Origin of the sequence: Parasphingorhabdus cellanae (assembly GCF_017498565.1) — a bacterium.
Taxonomy (GTDB): Bacteria; Pseudomonadota; Alphaproteobacteria; order Sphingomonadales; family Sphingomonadaceae; genus Parasphingorhabdus; species Parasphingorhabdus cellanae.
Genome location: NZ_CP071794.1, coordinates 1,827,971 through 1,845,000, shown reverse-complemented (window position 1 = coordinate 1,845,000; position 17,030 = coordinate 1,827,971). Strand labels below are relative to the sequence as shown.

The following is a 17,030-nucleotide window of genomic DNA, read 5'->3' as shown; positions in this document are numbered from 1 at the left end:
AGCAGCCATCCTTTAAAGAAAGCGTAACAGCTCACTGGTCTAAATAAGGGTTCCTGCGGCGAAGATGTAACGGGGCTAAAGATATGCACCGAAGCTTAGGGTTCGTAATTTATTACGAGCGGTAGCGGAGCGTTCCGTAAGCGGATGAAGCCGAAGGGTAACCGACGGTGGACGTATCGGAAGTGCGAATGCTGACATGAGTAGCGATAAACAGTGTGAGATGCACTGTCGCCGAAAGACCAAGGGTTCCTGCTTAAAGCTAATCTGAGCAGGGTGAGTCGGCCCCTAAGACGAGCCCGAAGGGGGTAGTCGATGGGAACACGGTTAATATTCCGTGACCTGGTGGAATGTGACGGTTCACGTGTGTTGTCTGATCTTATTGGATTGATCAGGCTTCGAAGTGGATCCAGGAAATAGCTCCACCATATAGACCGTACCCGAAACCGACACAGGTGGTCAGGTAGAGTATACCAAGGCGCTTGAGAGAAGTATTCTGAAGGAACTCGGCAAATTACCTCCGTAACTTCGGGAGAAGGAGGCCCTGCATGAAGGCAACTTTTTGCAGGGGGCACAAGCTGGGGGGTAGCGACTGTTTAGCAAAAACACAGGGCTCTGCTAAGTCGGCTTCAAGACGACGTATAGGGTCTGACGCCTGCCCGGTGCTCGAAGGTTAAGAGGAGGAGTGCAAGCTCTGAATTGAAGCCCGAGTAAACGGCGGCCGTAACTATAACGGTCCTAAGGTAGCGAAATTCCTTGTCGGGTAAGTTCCGACCTGCACGAATGGCGTAACGACTTCCCCACTGTCTCCAGAATATGCTCAGCGAAATTGAATTCTCCGTGAAGATGCGGAGTACCCGCGGTTAGACGGAAAGACCCCGTGCACCTTTACTGCAGCTTCAGAGTGGCATTAGGAAAGAATTGTGTAGAATAGGTGGGAGGCTTTGAAACTTGGGCGCCAGTCCGAGTGGAGCCATAATGTGAAATACCACCCTATTGTTTTCTGGTGTCTAACCTAGATCCGTTATCCGGATCAGGGACCCTCTGTGGCGGGTAGTTTGACTGGGGCGGTCGCCTCCTAAAGAGTAACGGAGGCGCGCGATGGTGGGCTCAGGACGGTTGGAAACCGTCTGTTAGAGTGCAATGGCATAAGCCCGCCTGACTGCGAGACTGACAAGTCGAGCAGAGACGAAAGTCGGTCATAGTGATCCGGTGGTCCCTCGTGGAAGGGCCATCGCTCAACGGATAAAAGGTACGCCGGGGATAACAGGCTGATGATTCCCAAGAGCTCATATCGACGGAATCGTTTGGCACCTCGATGTCGGCTCATCACATCCTGGGGCTGGAGCAGGTCCCAAGGGTTTGGCTGTTCGCCAATTAAAGTGGTACGTGAGCTGGGTTCAGAACGTCGCGAGACAGTTTGGTCCCTATCTGCCGTGGGCGTCGATAATTGAAAGGAGTTGACCCTAGTACGAGAGGACCGGGTTGAACATACCTCTGGTGTACCAGTCATGCCGCCAGGCGTGCCGCTGGGTAGCTATGTATGGACGGGATAACCGCTGAAAGCATCTAAGCGGGAAGCCTCCCTTAAGATAAGTTATCATAGAGTCGTGGGAGACCACCACGTTGATAGGCTGGGTGTGGAAGTGCAGTAATGCATGAAGCTAACCAGTCCTAATTACTCTATTCGCGCTTGTAGAATCCCGCCATCAACAACAATGTTGGATTAATTCAACTTGTCGTAGATGCTGGACATTATAAGCTCAGCCCACGGTAATATGTGCATGGATTTAACATGCATATCTTACCAACGATATATCGATTAAAAGACCCGTGATTACAGCTTATGCGCTTGCTTCATTGCTTGGTGGCCATAGCGTCTGTGCCCCACCCGATCCCATCTCGAACTCGGCCGTGAAACCAGATTGCGCCGATGGTACTTTGTCTTAAGGCATGGAAGAGTAGGTCGTCGCCAGGCATTGCAGCAGGCGCATGGAGATGTGGTCACGAGGAAATAACCCATTCACTTTTTCAAAAAGCGGCCTGTCCGGCAACGGGCCGGCCGCTTTTTTAGTTTTGGACGCTGTTGCAATATGGCTTCCATTGGTGGCGCGGGATGGAGCAGTCCGGTAGCTCGTCAGGCTCATAACCTGAAGGTCGTAGGTTCAAATCCTACTCCCGCAACCAACAAAAAGCCGCTAACCTAATGGGTTGGCGGCTTTTTTGTGTTTTGCTGACGGCGCAGGGCGTTGCTTAGCATATACCGGCCCGCATGACCGATATACCTCGCTTTAGCGGGTTCTGACCTGTCTCCAGCGCGCCGGATTGACACTATCGGTCACGTGCTTGTTCGATCAATTTCTCATCGATATGACCCGCTAGCGGTTCATCAGGGAGTTAACTATGACGCGTGCTGCATTGATGGTCATATTGGTCATATGTTTTGGCTTTATAGGATGCTCAGAACCAGTGGAAGCCCAATATCTTGCCTTCGAGCAAGATGGTAGGCGGGTTGAAGCGACCCTAGTTGATGGAGTGTATGAAGTCGCTCTGAAAGCAACGGAATTTAGCATTATTCCTCATCCCGATTTATTTGAGGGCGATGCGTTTGACAGTGAACTGGGGATAACCGTTGGCCGCGAAACATTGCTTCGGCCTCAGGTGCAGAAGTGCCAGAGCTTGATCGATGGCCCGCTGTTTGAGGCTTTGAATAAATACTCAGTGAGCACCGATCCGATAGCTACGCTATTTCTCGATACCCCGCCTCGCGGGGGACGATTTGGCTGGCATGGCGTTGGTGGTGAAGATCCTGGAGTAGTTGACACAGGAGCTATCACCATAAAATCTATCATTGATTTGAAAAACGATAGGACAGAAATTTTGCGCGCTGGAGAAGAAATTTTCCTTATTTCTTATGACTTTCCGCCGGCATCAATATTTTTGTCGCGCCCATGTGATCCCCCGGCTGGCACTGACACCAGCCAGGGAGTTGTGGATCCCAAACGCATGCAATTGTGGCGATTGGTATTTAAGTAAGACCGTCTCCATAAGGTCCATGGCCATCGTTTGCCATTATCCCGCCTGAACTGTTACCGGGGCTGTGCTGGCGTCAGTTGTACTGAAATAGGGTATTGAAATGGCATATGCGCCGAGGCCCAGCATGATGAGCATAGTCAGGATTGTTCCTACCATCCGCCCCTTGCCCAGCTTGCCGCCGTCCATACCAATGCCGTGAGCAACCCGACCGAGCATATAGACACCGCCAACAATCCAGAGCCATGTTTCGGAACCGCTAGCCAGTTCTATTGCTGCGAGCAGGATCAACACGATAGGCAAGCTTTCGCCATAATTGGCATGGGCACGCATCCGTCTTATGACTTTGTCATTACCGCCGTCCCCGACGCTTACTTTCTCCGACGTACGCACTTGTCCGACACGGATCATCAGCCAGATATTGACCAACGCAGCTGCACCGGCGATGGTAAGTGTAATAGGTAAAATCATGGTTCCCCCAAAAGCTTTTGAAATTATCACGCCCCTATAGAAGCACAATGCTTGCAACGCACAGGAAAATCGTTATACGCGCCCATTCGCGTGGAATAAACCAATCGAACGGGGCTAGTGATTCTCTATAAAGTTTAGAGGTTAGCTTGCTCCCAATTGGCATTTGGCTTATTACACAGTTATATAAAATTTGAAATTTAACGAACAGGCTGAGCAATGGCTGTCCCTAAACGAAAAACTACGCCGTCCAAGCGCGGTATGCGCCGTTCCCACGATGCTTTGAAAGTCGAAGCTTATCAGGAATGCTCGAATTGCGGTGAACTAAAGCGCCCACATCATATGTGTGGTTCTTGCGGTCATTATAATGGCCGTGAAGTCATGGCCGTCGATCTATAGTCTTTTTGACTTTAATCGACTAACGTCACGACTATCACACAGCTAATCAAGGGGAATAACCGGTGGGGATGAGGCCGCGAATCGCAATTGACGCGATGGGCGGCGATATCGGCGCACGCGTAATGGTCGCAGGTGCGGCCCTCGCTCGACATCGACACGAAGGTTTTCAATTCCTGTTTGTTGGCGATGAAACCCAGATTAAAGAGGCGCTAAAAAGCCACCCTAACCTCAGCGCAGCGTCCGAAATATTGCATGCTGAAGATGTTGTTTCGGCAGATGCCAAGCCCAGTCAAGCGCTGCGCGGTTCCAAGAAAACATCAATGGGTATGGCAGTCGGCGCCGTGAAGTCCGGAGACGTGAGCGCTGCGGTGAGTGCCGGCAATACTGGCGCACTTATGGCTATTTCGAAACTTGCGCTACGAACTATGCCGGGCATCGATCGGCCCGCACTGGCAGCTTTATTGCCGACGATGAAAGACAGCGATGTCGTTATGCTGGATCTCGGCGCTAATGCTGAATGTGACAGCCGCAACCTGGTGCAATTTTCTATCATGGGCGCGGCCTATAGCCGAATTATGCACGGCTTTGAGAGACCAACGGTCAAGTTGCTGAATATCGGTACGGAAGACGGTAAGGGGACTGGAGCGCTGCAAGTCGCCGCTGATGCGTTAAAAAGTTCCGACGGGCTGGCAATGGACTTTCAAGGTTTTACGGAGGCCGATAAAATATCGACAGGTGACGTGGATGTTATTGTGACCGATGGGTTTTCCGGAAATATTGCCCTGAAAGCGCTTGAAGGAACCGCCCGTTTTGTTACCGATCTTTTGAAGCGTAGTTTTTTAAGTTCTTTACGATCCAAAATCGGGTTTCTCATCTCTCGGCCTGCGACAGAGCTGCTTAAGGAGCATCTCGATCCCAACAATCATAATGGCGCTGTATTTCTTGGTCTCAACGGCGTGGTTGTAAAAAGCCATGGCAGTGCGGACGAAAAAGGCGTAGCCAATGCCGTGGAAGTGGCAGCACGGTTGGTAGAGGATAGCATTTTGGAACGTATCAGCGAAGATTTGAATAAAATCAGCAATGTGACGCCTCTGGAGGCAACCGCGAAATGAGCGCCGTGACCGCTCGCCGTGCGGTCATTAAAGGCACTGGTTCTGCTCTGCCGCGAACGAAAGTCTCAAATGCGGATCTTGCGCAAAAAGTTGATACAACCGACGAATGGATTGTTGAACGGACGGGCATAAAATTCCGTCATATTGCTGAGGATGACGAAACAACTTCAAGCTTGGCCACCGAAGCCGCACGCAGAGCGCTCGAAGCATCGGGTATGGCGGCACAGGATATTGACTTGATCGTATTGGCCACGGCTACACCTGATCAAACTTTTCCTGCGACAGCTACGACCGTACAAGATCAACTAGGCTGCAACGGCTGCGTTGCTTTTGATGTCGCTGCGGTCTGTTCCGGATTTCTATACGCTCTGTCGGTTGCCGAAAGCATGATTCGCGCAGGCAGCGCGCAAAATGCGATTGTAATCGGTGCGGAGACGTTCAGCCGTATTCTGGATTGGGAGGATCGCACAACATGCGTCCTGTTCGGTGACGGTGCTGGCGCAATTATCCTTTCGGGCGAGGAAACGGACAAAGGTGTGCTGTCCACCCGGTTGCATGCCGACGGCGAGCATAACCAATTGCTCTACGTCGATGGCGGAGCCGGGACTACCGGAACAGTCGGAAAGCTAAGGATGAAAGGTCGAGAAGTATTTCGCCATGCCGTCGTTAATCTTTCGTCCGTTTTGAAAGAGGCTTTGGATGCTGCCGGTGAAGATATGGACAATATCGACTGGGTTGTGCCTCATCAAGCCAACGCGCGGATATTGGACGCAACAGCAAAGAAACTAAAATTGGCGCCGGAAAAAGTGATCAAGACGGTTGATCAGCACGCCAACACTTCCGCGGCTTCTGTCCCCCTGGCACTTGATACAGCTGTGCGGGATGGCCGTGTTAAGGCAGGTGACCTGTTGGTCTTAGAAGCTATGGGTGGCGGGTTCACCTGGGGTGCGAGTGTCATTCGTTACTGAAAATCTAAGCATCAGAGCCATTATCTCACTCGATATAATGTAAACGACCTGTTCGTCGTCAATTTTACATCTTGGTCGAAAGAGCGTTGAGCTTTTAAACCTGCTGCTCCTAGCTGTTGCAATGGGGCAGACTAATTTAGACGATATAAGCGTTTCGTCGCAATTTTTATTCAAGGTTTTCCGTAGTTGCCAAGATCTCGGCGCGCGCAAGCCAGTTTTATTAGCTGCACTAAATGTTACAGACTTCAAGTTGCGCGATCCCCAAGCGCGTTTCGATAGCGATGCCATAACCGCATTATACCAAGCCACGGTTCACGAACTTGAACGCGACAATATCTTCCCCGACATCGGGCATGAGATGATACCGACAGGATTTTCGGACATCGGTTACACCGCGATGTTTGGTGAAACGGTTCAAGATGTAATGCAAGCGGCAGCGGCAGCTGTTGATTTTGGCACTAACCGACCGCTGCTGAGATGGGAGCAGACTGCCTCAACTTGTCGTATGGTGTGCGATCCAACTTCCAGCGCTGGGAAAGACCTTATCTTCCTTATCTTTTCAATCTTGTCGTACATCGGTGCTCAGATAACAGGCGGCGGGCTCCCGCCCATTAAGGCGGCCTATTTCAAACATCGCGAACCGAAGACTTGTGATGATTTTGGTCGCACTGAGAATCACCCCCTGCATGTCCCTTGTTTTTTCAATCAATCGCAGACTTATCTCGAGTTCTATCCGCACGTGATGCTTCTATCCAATCCTCTGCGAAACCGGATGGTGGTGGAGGCGGCTCGGGAACATTTTGACGAGTCTCAGCCCGATGAAAAGCAGGTAATGCTGCTGGCGGATCTCAGCTATAATTATCTGTTCTACCTATTGGACAAATCTGGACTTAGTTTGGACGCCGCGGCCGAAACTTTTGGCATGGCTGAACGCACCCTGCGCCGCAAACTAGTCGCAGAAGGAGCTTCTTTTCGTCAAATATTGGAACGCGTGCGCCGGGATGCCTGCCAACTCTATTTCCTGGAAGGCACAAGGTCTCTTTCCGAGATTGCCACAAAATTGGGTTATAGTGAACTGAGCGCATTTACCCGCGCCTACACCGCGTGGCATGGTCGTTCCCCAAGCCGGGACCTGGCCGCGCATATTGCGCTTGCAGCTTAATCACAAAATTCGAAAAATGGTGGGCGTAGAGAGAGTTGAACTCCCGACCCCTTCGATGTCAACGAAGTGCTCTACCACTGAGCTATACGCCCACGCTGCAGGCCGTCTAGCTAGCCCCTAGACAGGGTGCAAGACTTAATTCAATTCGCCGATACTATCCGGTTCAAATAGCCGCTGCACTTCGAGAACCAGGTCCTTAAGATGAAACGGTTTCGAAAGAATTTTTGCTTTGGGAACAGACTCGCCTGCGCGAAGGGTAACACCTGAAAAGCCGGTAATGAACATGACCTGGGTATCGGGCGAAATTTTGGCGCAATGCTGTGCCAACTCAATCCCGTCCATTTCTGGCATGACAATATCGGTCAACAGCAAGTCGAATTTCTCTGTTTCAAGATAAGGCAGTGCTGCCGTCCCGCGATCAACCGCGACAACGTCATAATTGGACTTGGTCAATGCACGGGTCAGATGTTCGCGCATTGCTTGCTCATCTTCTGCAAGAAGAATTCTGATCATCGGTTGAGTCATTCCCTATCAATATCAACTAAAAATATTATACTGCTTATGCCTAATATGGCTTTTAGGCGCAAATCTCTTAATAATTTGGTTCTGTCGGCGGTTTTTTTACGATATTGAGCATCCTAACGAGTGGAGCATCATGCCTGATCAAATCGACGATAACTTGCTGCAATCAGAGCCCTATGATGGACCTTTTTCATTCTACAACATCGATGATTTGCAATTTCCCCTCCTGATTAGCGTCCCGCATGCTGGACGGCTCTACCCAGAGGAGATTGTGGAGAATCTTGCCGTGCCAGCAACACATTTGTTGCGGTTGGAAGACCGTTATGCGGACCGTCTCGCTAGCTCGGCTATTGCCGCCGGTTTTCCCGCCATCATAGCCCGTCGACCGCGTGCTTGGGTGGATTTGAATCGCAATAGGTCGGAAATCGATACAGCTATGGTTGTCGGGCTGTCATCCTCGCAACTGCCGACACCCAGCCGAAAAGTGCGCGGCGGATTGGGCGTTGTCCCAAGCCGTTTGCACGGTATTGGCACTCTGTGGAAAAAAAAATGGGCGTGGGAAGACATAAGCAACCGATTAGAATGTGATCATGAGCCGTATCACAGCAATATCACTACGATTCTGGAGAATATGCGCCGGAAATTCGGTGGCGCTATTTTATTGGATCTACATAGTATGCCCCCGTTAGATGAAGATGATAGTGTTGATATCGTCATCGGCGACCGTTTCGGGCGTAGTGCGGGGTCGCGTTATTCAGAGCTCAGCCTTGCTTTATTTCGCCGTTCGGGCATCGCAGCGCGGCTGAATCACCCCTATGCGGGCGGCTATATCTTGGAGCGGCACAGCAAGGTGGAAGCGGACATTCATGCGCTGCAATTAGAGGTGAATCGGGCCTGTTATCTGGACGCGGCTTTGCGGGAACCGGGTGATCAAATATCTATGATGGCGGATCACATCGAGAATTTGTCAAGGCGGCTAGCGGATCAGGTTAGTGGCCAGTTTCTGCTTGCCGCGGAATGAAACAGGTACCGGTCAAGTCGAAAAAAAACCACCTCGCCAATTCGGCGAGGTGGCCAAGGTTCAGGGAGGTGGCATTCTGAGAATGCCCGTACCGGTCCAATCGGGGGAGATAGACCCGTACGACTCGTAATGTGGTCGCTTATGTAACGAGTTGCAAGACCCAATCAGGAATATTTGATCCGATTTCGTGTGATTTCCAAGTCTATGGCGCACAAGCCCTCCGGCTAGCCCCTCAAATACCAGTAGCAGCGGTGTTTTATTCCGCCGCTCTCATCGGATGATGATATTTTCTATCGGTTGATTGTATAAGATTTAAACGGTCGGAGCCTCTGTTACCTGAGGTACTTTTCCGGCCTGAACCTGTTTGGCAAAGACTTCCCGCATGATTTGCAACGAGAAAAGATGTGCATAAATCAATGGCAACATCCCGTTCTGGTTGATCTTGCGTAATTCGTCGCCGCGCATGTCGCGGAGCTTCTCTTCGTTGACCATTTGGAACCCGCGATAAACAAATGGCTTTTCGACACCTGTTTGTTGAATAGCGACTTCGCCTTCCATCAAAAGGTCCAGTTTTTTGAGCTCTTCCACAAACTGACCAGTGCGTTGGCCTGCCTGTTCAAATTGCTCACAAAATTCCAATATGCTCTTGGTTTTCTCAGAAGGTTGATCTTTATCGAACAACGGCTCGCCGTCTTTATAGTCGCCAATCGCGCCTGTAGTGGGGTCAAAGCAGAGTGACAGCTCATCGGCGTCTGGCTGTAATTTGGCGAGCATGAAGGGATAGCGGCGAACATAGGCGGGAACGTAAGCAGGTTGATTGAACCGACCATCTTCGCCCATGAAAGTATTCACGCCTTCGTTGAGGCCCATCAAGATCAACGGAACACTATTTTCGCCGACTGAAAAGACGATCGGATAATTGCGCGCTGCATTGGAAAATTCGTCAATCGTCAACGGAATCGCATGCTGTTCCTGCATGAACGATGCATCATCGAGACCTTTCACTTTCCACTTGGCATGTTCCTTGGAGTTGAGCGGAACGAGGTCCTTGTAAAACATAGGAAGAGCTTGGGCTTGAGGCGCGCTGGCCATATGGGTTCTCCGAAAATAGACTAAAATATATAAATCTGTTGCAGTCGCTTTAAGAGGCTGGCGTGTTCGACGCAAGAGGAACTAGCTTGCCCGGATTCATTATGTTTTTGGGATCAATGGCGGTCTTGATTGCGCGGAGCGTTAACATACGCGCATCACTGGATAGGCGGCCAAGCTCATCGCGTTTGGTTTGGCCGATACCATGTTCTGCCGAAATGGAGCCATTGGAGGCTATAACCAGATCATGAACCATCGGCGAGATCACCTGCGCGGATTGGGACATCCAATCTTGCGGACCGCTGGTGCCCGGAGGAGCCTTGACGTGAAAATGGACATTGCCGTCACCCATATGACCGAAGGCTGCGACCTCGGTACCGGGAAAGCGGGCTTCGATTTTCGCGCCAGCTTCGGTAATGAAATCAGCCATTTGCGCGACAGGCACACTGATATCATGCTGCAAGGCCGGTCCATCGGCGCGCTCGGCTTCCGAGATTGAATCGCGTATCTTCCAAAAGGCTTCGGCCTGACTTTCATTGGCGGCGATTGCGGCATCGCTAATCAGCCCCTTGTCCATCGCCTTGGCTAGCAGGCTTTCGGTCAGCTCGCGCGGGTCGATAGAATCGGATTGATCGCGAATAATTTCAATAAGCACATTCCAGGGCGCGGCTGGCTCAAGCGGGGCGCGGGTATCAGGAATATGGGTAAGCACAGCGTCTAGGCAGGATTTTGGGATAATTTCAAAGCCCTCCAGCGACTGGCTCTCGCGTGCGTTGAGAAACTGAAAGAGCTTATACGCCGCTTGCGGGGACGAAACACCGGCCCATGCCACGCATCGATCAATTAGGGCAGGAACGGTTTTCAGCGTTGCCGCCGTGACAATACCCAAGGTGCCTTCACCGCCGACCAGCAGCTGCTTCAGGTCATAGCCGCGATTGTCTTTTTTCAGTGGCGCCAGCCCATCGTAAATCGAGCCATCGGGCAAAACCGCTTCCAGTCCGGCGACCAGCGCCCGCATTGTACCGTGACGCAGAACTTGTGTGCCCCCCGCATTGGTCGATACCAGTCCGCCAATGGTTGCCGATCCTTTGCCGCCCAATGTCAGCGGGAATCTTTGGCCATGTTCATCCAGCGCTGCATGAAGGTTTTGCAATATGACACCAGCATCGCAAACTGTCAGCTGGCTGCCTGCCGAGATTTCCCGAATCCGGTTCATCCGGCGCAGGGACAATAAAACTGATTGTCCTTTGCTATCGGGTGTCGCGCCGCCGACCATGCCGCTATTTCCGCCTTGCGGTACCAACGCAACCGAATGGGCATGCGCAATTTTTACAATCGCCGAAACCTCCGCGGTAGACGCTGGCGAAACCAGCGCATGCGCTTTGCCAGTATAGCGCCCGCGCCAATCGGTCAGCCATGGCTGCATGTCTTCCGCGGCACGCGTAAAACCTTTTGGTCCCACGATTTCTGCCATGTTATTCAGCCAATCGGGTGTTTCCGACATGATTTGCTCCGGCTATTTTCAGGATAATTACGAATATAGATGCTTTATGTGAAAACACCAATATACCAGTGGACACGATAGTTCATCAAATGTTCAATCGGCGTTGTTATAGGCTTGGCGATGATAACTAGGGGTTTTCAGTGAGTCTTTTTCTCTATGGATCATTGCTGTTAGCCGCGCCCATTGCCGAGGAACCGCCGGCAACTGACGGTCTTTCTGATCCCGAGGGTATATTTGTAGCGCCTGTAGAGCGCCGATTTGCGCAAGTCCGCATAGAGAAAAGGGTCATTATCCGGGTGCCTCGCCGGCGTAACGTTTTCTCTTCGGCTTTGGCTGACATCAACCGCCGATCCGAGCCGCCGACCTACACACAAAAGAAGATAGGCAAATGCCTGCCGATGAATAACATCCTGGGCGTGCAAAGATTTGGCAAGCGTTACGTCGATCTGGTGACAAAAGATCGTAAGCAAATCCGTGCCCGGCTGGAAAAAAAATGCCAGGCGCGCAGTTTTTATTCCGGCTTTTATATGGAGAAATCCAGTGACGGGAAAATCTGCGCAGACCGGGACATATTGCATTCGCGCACCGGGTCGAAATGTGAGATTGACCGGTTCCGGTTGTTGGTGCCGGAATGACCGTAGGCATAGCGGCGGTTTGCTGACGAGGCCAACACGCTAGATAACTTGACAAAAGTGATGTTTGGCACCATCCCCCGATGCGGCTTTTACACGCCTGCTAATTGTGCAATATTGCACCGTTATTTTCCGGAAATATTATGAAATTTGCCGACCTCGGCCTCTCTGATGAATTGTTAAAAGCGGTAGCCGATGCAGGCTATGATGAACCGACGCCGATTCAGGCGCAGGCCATTCCGCCGGTGCTGATGATGAAGGACATTATCGGAATCGCGCAAACTGGTACCGGAAAGACGGCAAGCTTTGTCCTGCCGATGATCGACATATTGGCACATGGCCGGTCGCGCGCGCGGATGCCGCGGTCGCTGATTCTGGAACCAACCCGGGAACTGGCGGCGCAAGTTGCAGAAAATTTTGAAAAATATGGTAAGAACCATAACCTCAGCATGGCATTGCTCATCGGTGGTGTTTCGATGGGGGATCAGGTCAAGGATCTGGAAAAAGGCGTGGATGTTCTGATTGCGACGCCAGGCCGTTTGATGGACCTGTTTGAACGCGGACGCATCTTGATGTCCGGCTGTGAATTGCTGGTCATCGATGAAGCGGACCGGATGCTCGACATGGGTTTCATTCCCGATATCGAGGAAATTTGTTCGAAATTGCCGGCGACCCGGCAGACGATGCTGTTTTCGGCGACGATGCCGCCACCGATCAAGAAATTGTCCGACCAGTTTCTCAATAATCCAAAATCGGTTGAAGTTTCCAGACCGGCCACCGCCAACACCTCGATTGACCAATCGATCATCCATGTTGCTCCGAAAGCCAAGCGCAAGCTGCTCTATGGCATATTGGACAATGAGGGCGTCGACACCGCGATCATTTTTTGCAACCGCAAAACCGAAGTTCGTGACCTGTGTCAGCAGATGCGTAAAGATGGATTCGACGCCGGACAAATCCATGGCGATATGGATCAAAGCTCGCGTCTTGCGGAGCTGGAACGCTTTAAATCGGGCGAAATCAATATCTTGTGCGCGTCTGACGTCGCGGCCCGCGGGCTAGATATCAAAGGCGTCAGCCATGTCGTCAATTACGATATCCCGTGGCATCCCGATGATTATATTCACCGAATCGGCCGGACCGGTCGTGCCGGCGCAACCGGCGTTGCGATAACTTTTGTCACCAAGCGCGATGATGAGCATGTCGACAGCATCCAAAAGCTGACCGGAATGAAATTGCCGGTACGTGACAGCAAGTCGGTCAAGCCCGAGAAAAAGCAGGGCGGCAAAAAGCCCGCCCCAGAAAAGCCTGCTGCTGGCAAGCCAAAAACCGACAAGCCCAAACAACAGCGTTCTGACGATCAGGCGACGGATACAAAAAGTCGCCCGAAGAAATCTTCAAAACCACCTAAGCCGTCACCTAAGTCACAGCCCGTTGATGATGCGGATGATGATGGTTGGAACGGGCCAGTTCCAGGTTTTCTGGACGCGAAACTGGATCGTTAAGCCAAGTTTTCAAAACTGCATTTTTGCGAATTCCGCTATTGCAGCGTCAGGCTATCCAATATTTGTTGGGCCAGCGGATCGACCGCTTCGGCGCTATCGGCAGGATAAGTTACTATGGCCCTGATCATGGTGCCATCGGGTTTGCGCAATATGCGCTGGGCCGTTTTGCTACCTTCTTCGATAAAGCCAGAGGCGCGATATTCGTTTTCATTGACATAATCGCCGGTCATGCCTTCCCCGGCCTCTTCCAGCGTTTTGACTGCGGCGGTCAGATCGGCATCTTCGCGATTCTCTATCCAGCCAGCGGTTAGCGTGGCTTTTGAATCTGCGTCATTAAATACCTGGCCATTGTCATCGCTGGCGGCTTCATCAATGGCCCAGTTTTTTGGCACCATGATCGAAAAACCGCGCAGCGCATTCGCATAGCTGGTCATTTCTGCGCTATCGACAACCGGTGCGCCTTCGGCACTAGCGGCGGCCTCTTCATCGCGAATGGCTTTGCTTGCGGCATCAGCCTGTTTGGCCAGTTCATCGCTGGAAGGAACGTCGCCAACAGCTTCCTGTTTGCCGCAAGAGGACAGAAGCACAGCCGCAGTGAGGGCAATGCTAATCGAGAATGGAGATTGGATGTTTTTCATATTCGCTAGACTTAGGGAGTAGCGCGTTAAACATCAACTTAGAAGATGAAGCAATTCGCTTGCGCTGTGCAAGTGAGCGCGCGTTGACGGTGTCTCGATCAAGCGGCGTTGTCGATTCCCAGGTCGGCCAATTTGCGATAAAGAGTCGACCGACCAATGCCAAGTCGGCGCGCGACTTCGGTCATCCGGCCGCGATAATGGCCGATGGCAAGGCGAATGACGTCCGCTTCAATTTCTTCGAGCGGCCGCAAATTCCCATCTTCCTTGTAAAGCGTTATCCCAATGCCTTCGGGGCTGCTGGATAAATGCGACGGGGTGTCACCAGAATCGGCCACGAACGAAGCGATTTGCGGAAATTCATCACAAGTCAGTGCATCACGGTCGCACATGACAGCAGCGCGAAATAAAACGCTTTGCAGCTGGCGGACATTGCCCGGCCATTGATAACTGCGCAGCAGGTTCAGCGCTTCATCGGTAATGCCGAGACTGCGAAGCCCCGGCTGGTGCGCAAGCCGAGCCAGAAAATGCCGCGCAAGCGCTGGAATATCACCAGTGCGATCGCGTAGCGGCGGGATGGTGAGCTGCACGACATTCATGCTGTAATAGAGATCTTCGCGGAATCGTTCCTTGCCGACTTCCTTCTCCAACCGCCGGTTGGTCGCGGCGATGATGCGGACATCAATCTGATAGCTGTTGGGGCTGCCAAGCGGTTGAATTTCGGATGTCTTCAAAAAACGGAGCAAGCGAACCTGCGTTTCCGGCGGAATCCGGTCCACTTCATCCAGGAATATTGTACCGCCCTCCGCCTGTTGCAACAGGCCGATTTTGCGGTCAAAGGCACCGGTAAACGCGCCTTTTTCATGTCCGAACAGGATCGAATCGAGCAAGTTGCCGGTGATTGCACCGCAATTTATCTTCAGCATCGGGAGTTTGGAGCGCGGGCTCGCCGCGTGAATGGCATCGGCGATGACTTCTTTACCGACACCGCCTTCGCCTTCAATCAGAACCGGAACACGCGCCCGTGCGGCCTTGGCGGCAATGGCGAGCGCGGCCCGAAAGGCGGGTGCTGCGCCGACAATTTCTTCAAATTCCAGCGGCGCCGAAATTTTCTCGGTCAGCGGCTGAAGTTCGCCGGTTTCCTTGGAGCTTTCCACCGCTGCGGTCAGCGCCTGTAGCATTTGTTCCGGTGCAACTGGCTTGATGAGATAATCGGTTGCCCCAGCGCGAACCGCATCAACCGCTTCGGTAATCGAACCAACGGCGGTGAGCATCAATATCGGCAGGGCTGGACGGCGGGATTTCAGCTCGGCGATCAATTCGGTTGCTTCGGATCCCGGCACCCAATGGTCAAGGATGATCGCGTCCAGCATCATCCCGTCTTGCGTGCCCAATGTGGCAATAGCGGTTTCGGCATCGCGCGCGAATATGGTGCGATAGCCAGCCCGGGATGCGAGAGCAGATATTAACCGGCATTGTGCCGGCTCATCATCGATTAACATCAGCAATTTCGTGCCGTTTTGAGCCATTTTTATCCCATATGTGCCAGAATGAACCAATTCTGTAACAACGAGGGGTAAAGACTGGATTAAGAAGCCACTATGTTTTCTATCACTCTTATTAGGGCGAATCAGGCCGCGAGGCCTTGAGCGATGCGATATATATGGTTAGAGCATCGGCAATCTTTATTCGAATATTTGGAGGAATCATGGCTTCTGACAATAATATGAAATCTGCAGAAGAGACTTATGAGCGGTTTTTGGGCTGGCTGAAAATCGGTTCGATTATTACGGCTCTGGTGACAATATTGGTCATCATTCTTCTTGTTACCTGATTGGAATAATCCTTGAAAATAGCGGTATTGAAAGAACTCGCCGAGGGTGAGCAGCGGGTGAGTGCTTCCCCGGAAACGGTGAAGAAGTTTACAGCACTGGGCGCTAGCATGGCGGTCGAAAAAGGCGCCGGCCTATCCGCCTCGGTAACAGATGCCGATTATGAAGCGGAAGGGGCCAGCATCGGCACCCGGGCGGCGGTTCTGAAAGATGCCGATATTGTGCTGGGTGTGCAGGGGCCGGACCCGAAATCGCTCAAGGGTATGAAAAAGGGGGCTTGGCTGGTTGCCAGCCTCAATCCCTTTGGTGAGCGGGCACGGGTTGATGACTATGCCAAGCTTGGCATTGACGCGCTGGCGATGGAATTCATGCCGCGGATTACGCGCGCGCAGTCGATGGATATCCTGTCCTCGCAATCAAACCTCTCCGGCTACAAGGCCGTCATTGAGGCGGGTTCGCATTATGGACGCGCTTTTCCGATGATGATGACGGCTGCGGGTACAGTCAGTGCGGCTAAATGTTTTGTCATGGGCGTCGGTGTTGCCGGCTTGCAGGCCATTGCAACGGCCCGGCGTCTCGGCGCTCAGGTATCGGCAACCGATGTGCGTGCCGCGACCAAGGAACAGATTCAATCGCTCGGTGCGAAACCCATTTTTGTCGAAGATGTCGCGGGCATCGAAGGCGAGGGCACAGGCGGCTATGCCACCGAAATGAGCGAGGAATATCAAAAAGCACAGGCCGAACTGGTATCCAAACATATCGCCAAGCAGGATATTGTGATCACCACCGCGCTGATCCCGGGGCGCCCGGCACCGCGGCTGATCAGTGACGCCCAGATCGCGACAATGCGCACGGGCAGCGTGATTGTCGATCTCGCCGCTGAGCAAGGCGGCAATGTCGAAGGCGCAGTTGCTGGCAAAGTCGTCGAAAAGCATGGCGTGAAAATCGTCGGCGCTGATAATATGCCATCCAGCATGGCAGCCGATAGCTCGGCTTTATTCTCCCGTAACCTCTATAATTTCCTCAGCGCTTATTGGGACGAAGAGGCCAAACGGCCTGTGCTGCCCGATGACGATGAAGTGACGATTGGCATCCGGCTGACCAAAGACGGCAAAGTTGTGAATGAGCGATTGCTGGGGTGAGGGGGCGAT

The 17,030-nt window shown here is 52.2% G+C and carries 16 protein-coding genes, 2 tRNA genes and 2 rRNA genes (1 of these 20 cut by a window edge); 13 read left to right on the top strand and 7 right to left on the bottom strand.

Going from position 1 to position 17,030, the window contains the following annotated elements; genetic code table 11:
* From J4G78_RS08830 to J4G78_RS08815, 4 genes are all read left to right on the top strand, one after another.
* Nucleotides 1-1,695, top strand: a 23S ribosomal RNA gene (locus J4G78_RS08830); it begins 1,102 nt to the left of the window's first position.
* Between the two features lie 165 nt (nt 1,696-1,860).
* Nucleotides 1,861-1,975 (top strand): 5S ribosomal RNA (gene rrf / locus J4G78_RS08825).
* 132 nt (nt 1,976-2,107) lie between these two features.
* A tRNA-Met gene (locus J4G78_RS08820) sits at nt 2,108-2,184 on the top strand.
* A 282-nt stretch (nt 2,185-2,466) separates the two neighbouring features.
* Nucleotides 2,467-3,033, top strand: a complete 567-nt coding sequence (locus J4G78_RS08815) for a hypothetical protein (protein ID WP_207990205.1) — start codon at nt 2,467-2,469, stop codon at nt 3,031-3,033.
* A gap of 36 nt (nt 3,034-3,069) precedes the next feature.
* Here J4G78_RS08815 and J4G78_RS08810 read toward each other — a convergent pair whose 3' ends face one another.
* A complete protein-coding gene (locus J4G78_RS08810; RefSeq protein ID WP_207990203.1) occupies nt 3,070-3,501 on the bottom strand; it encodes an MAPEG family protein in 432 nt (143 codons plus the stop codon).
* A gap of 216 nt (nt 3,502-3,717) precedes the next feature.
* On the opposite strand from J4G78_RS08810, the gene rpmF reads away from it, so the two are divergent.
* From rpmF to J4G78_RS08790, 4 genes are all read left to right on the top strand, one after another.
* Nucleotides 3,718-3,897: a 50S ribosomal protein L32 gene (rpmF, locus tag J4G78_RS08805; RefSeq protein ID WP_207990200.1), complete on the top strand. Its 180-nt coding sequence runs from the start codon at nt 3,718-3,720 to the stop codon at nt 3,895-3,897.
* Between the two features lie 68 nt (nt 3,898-3,965).
* Nucleotides 3,966-5,009: a phosphate acyltransferase PlsX gene (gene plsX / locus J4G78_RS08800; RefSeq protein WP_207990198.1), complete on the top strand. Its 1,044-nt coding sequence runs from the start codon at nt 3,966-3,968 to the stop codon at nt 5,007-5,009.
* Complete coding sequence (locus J4G78_RS08795) at nt 5,006-5,977, top strand: beta-ketoacyl-ACP synthase III (RefSeq protein WP_207990197.1); 972 nt, start codon at nt 5,006-5,008, stop codon at nt 5,975-5,977. Before plsX ends, J4G78_RS08795 begins: the two co-directional genes overlap by 4 nt.
* Before the next feature lie 121 nt (nt 5,978-6,098).
* Nucleotides 6,099-7,139: a helix-turn-helix transcriptional regulator gene (locus J4G78_RS08790; protein WP_207990195.1), complete on the top strand. Its 1,041-nt coding sequence runs from the start codon at nt 6,099-6,101 to the stop codon at nt 7,137-7,139.
* A gap of 17 nt (nt 7,140-7,156) precedes the next feature.
* Here the strand turns inward: J4G78_RS08790 and J4G78_RS08785 are convergent.
* A tRNA-Val gene (locus J4G78_RS08785) sits at nt 7,157-7,231 on the bottom strand.
* 43 nt (nt 7,232-7,274) lie between these two features.
* Nucleotides 7,275-7,652, bottom strand: a complete 378-nt coding sequence (locus J4G78_RS08780; RefSeq protein ID WP_207990193.1) for a response regulator — start codon at nt 7,650-7,652, stop codon at nt 7,275-7,277.
* A gap of 142 nt (nt 7,653-7,794) precedes the next feature.
* Here J4G78_RS08780 and J4G78_RS08775 point away from each other — a divergent pair, with 142 nt between their 5' ends.
* Nucleotides 7,795-8,682, top strand: a complete 888-nt coding sequence (locus J4G78_RS08775; RefSeq protein WP_207990191.1) for an N-formylglutamate amidohydrolase — start codon at nt 7,795-7,797, stop codon at nt 8,680-8,682.
* Nucleotides 8,683-8,994: 312 nt separating this feature from the next.
* Here J4G78_RS08775 and J4G78_RS08770 read toward each other — a convergent pair whose 3' ends face one another.
* A complete protein-coding gene (locus J4G78_RS08770; protein WP_207990189.1) occupies nt 8,995-9,774 on the bottom strand; it encodes a SapC family protein in 780 nt (259 codons plus the stop codon).
* 49 nt (nt 9,775-9,823) lie between these two features.
* Complete coding sequence (locus tag J4G78_RS08765) at nt 9,824-11,275, bottom strand: FAD-binding oxidoreductase (protein ID WP_207990187.1); 1,452 nt, start codon at nt 11,273-11,275, stop codon at nt 9,824-9,826.
* A gap of 140 nt (nt 11,276-11,415) precedes the next feature.
* On the opposite strand from J4G78_RS08765, the gene J4G78_RS08760 reads away from it, so the two are divergent.
* Together J4G78_RS08760 and J4G78_RS08755 are read left to right on the top strand one after the other, a co-directional pair.
* Entirely contained in the window at nt 11,416-11,910 is a 495-nt protein-coding gene (locus tag J4G78_RS08760) for a hypothetical protein (protein WP_207990185.1), read from the top strand.
* Nucleotides 11,911-12,050: 140 nt separating this feature from the next.
* Nucleotides 12,051-13,412: a DEAD/DEAH box helicase gene (locus tag J4G78_RS08755; RefSeq protein WP_207990184.1), complete on the top strand. Its 1,362-nt coding sequence runs from the start codon at nt 12,051-12,053 to the stop codon at nt 13,410-13,412.
* Nucleotides 13,413-13,447: 35 nt separating this feature from the next.
* Here J4G78_RS08755 and J4G78_RS08750 read toward each other — a convergent pair whose 3' ends face one another.
* Complete coding sequence (locus tag J4G78_RS08750; protein ID WP_207990182.1) at nt 13,448-14,050, bottom strand: hypothetical protein; 603 nt, start codon at nt 14,048-14,050, stop codon at nt 13,448-13,450.
* A 98-nt stretch (nt 14,051-14,148) separates the two neighbouring features.
* The gene (locus J4G78_RS08745; RefSeq protein ID WP_207990180.1) at nt 14,149-15,576 is read right to left on the bottom strand and encodes a sigma-54-dependent transcriptional regulator; all 1,428 of its coding nucleotides are present in this window, start codon (nt 15,574-15,576) and stop codon (nt 14,149-14,151) included.
* Nucleotides 15,577-15,755: 179 nt separating this feature from the next.
* On the opposite strand from J4G78_RS08745, the gene J4G78_RS08740 reads away from it, so the two are divergent.
* Nucleotides 15,756-15,881, top strand: a complete 126-nt coding sequence (locus J4G78_RS08740) for an aa3-type cytochrome c oxidase subunit IV (RefSeq protein ID WP_207990178.1) — start codon at nt 15,756-15,758, stop codon at nt 15,879-15,881.
* 12 nt (nt 15,882-15,893) lie between these two features.
* Nucleotides 15,894-17,021, top strand: coding sequence for a Re/Si-specific NAD(P)(+) transhydrogenase subunit alpha (locus J4G78_RS08735; protein WP_207990176.1), 1,128 nt, complete (start codon nt 15,894-15,896; stop codon nt 17,019-17,021).
* The last annotated feature ends 9 nt before the right edge of the window (nt 17,022-17,030 follow it).

Coding starts and splice junctions, on each gene's coding strand:
- J4G78_RS08795 (WP_207990197.1), top strand. CDS start 5,006: ATGAGCGCCGTGACCGCTCGCCGTGCGGTCATTAAAGGCACTGGTTCT.
- J4G78_RS08775 (WP_207990191.1), top strand. CDS start 7,795: ATGCCTGATCAAATCGACGATAACTTGCTGCAATCAGAGCCCTATGAT.
- J4G78_RS08745 (WP_207990180.1), bottom strand. CDS start 15,576: ATGGCTCAAAACGGCACGAAATTGCTGATGTTAATCGATGATGAGCCG.
- J4G78_RS08755 (WP_207990184.1), top strand. CDS start 12,051: ATGAAATTTGCCGACCTCGGCCTCTCTGATGAATTGTTAAAAGCGGTA.
- J4G78_RS08790 (WP_207990195.1), top strand. CDS start 6,099: ATGGGGCAGACTAATTTAGACGATATAAGCGTTTCGTCGCAATTTTTA.
- J4G78_RS08810 (WP_207990203.1), bottom strand. CDS start 3,501: ATGATTTTACCTATTACACTTACCATCGCCGGTGCAGCTGCGTTGGTC.
- J4G78_RS08780 (WP_207990193.1), bottom strand. CDS start 7,652: ATGATCAGAATTCTTCTTGCAGAAGATGAGCAAGCAATGCGCGAACAT.
- rpmF (WP_207990200.1), top strand. CDS start 3,718: ATGGCTGTCCCTAAACGAAAAACTACGCCGTCCAAGCGCGGTATGCGC.
- J4G78_RS08770 (WP_207990189.1), bottom strand. CDS start 9,774: ATGGCCAGCGCGCCTCAAGCCCAAGCTCTTCCTATGTTTTACAAGGAC.
- J4G78_RS08765 (WP_207990187.1), bottom strand. CDS start 11,275: ATGTCGGAAACACCCGATTGGCTGAATAACATGGCAGAAATCGTGGGA.
- J4G78_RS08750 (WP_207990182.1), bottom strand. CDS start 14,050: ATGAAAAACATCCAATCTCCATTCTCGATTAGCATTGCCCTCACTGCG.
- plsX (WP_207990198.1), top strand. CDS start 3,966: ATGAGGCCGCGAATCGCAATTGACGCGATGGGCGGCGATATCGGCGCA.
- J4G78_RS08740 (WP_207990178.1), top strand. CDS start 15,756: ATGGCTTCTGACAATAATATGAAATCTGCAGAAGAGACTTATGAGCGG.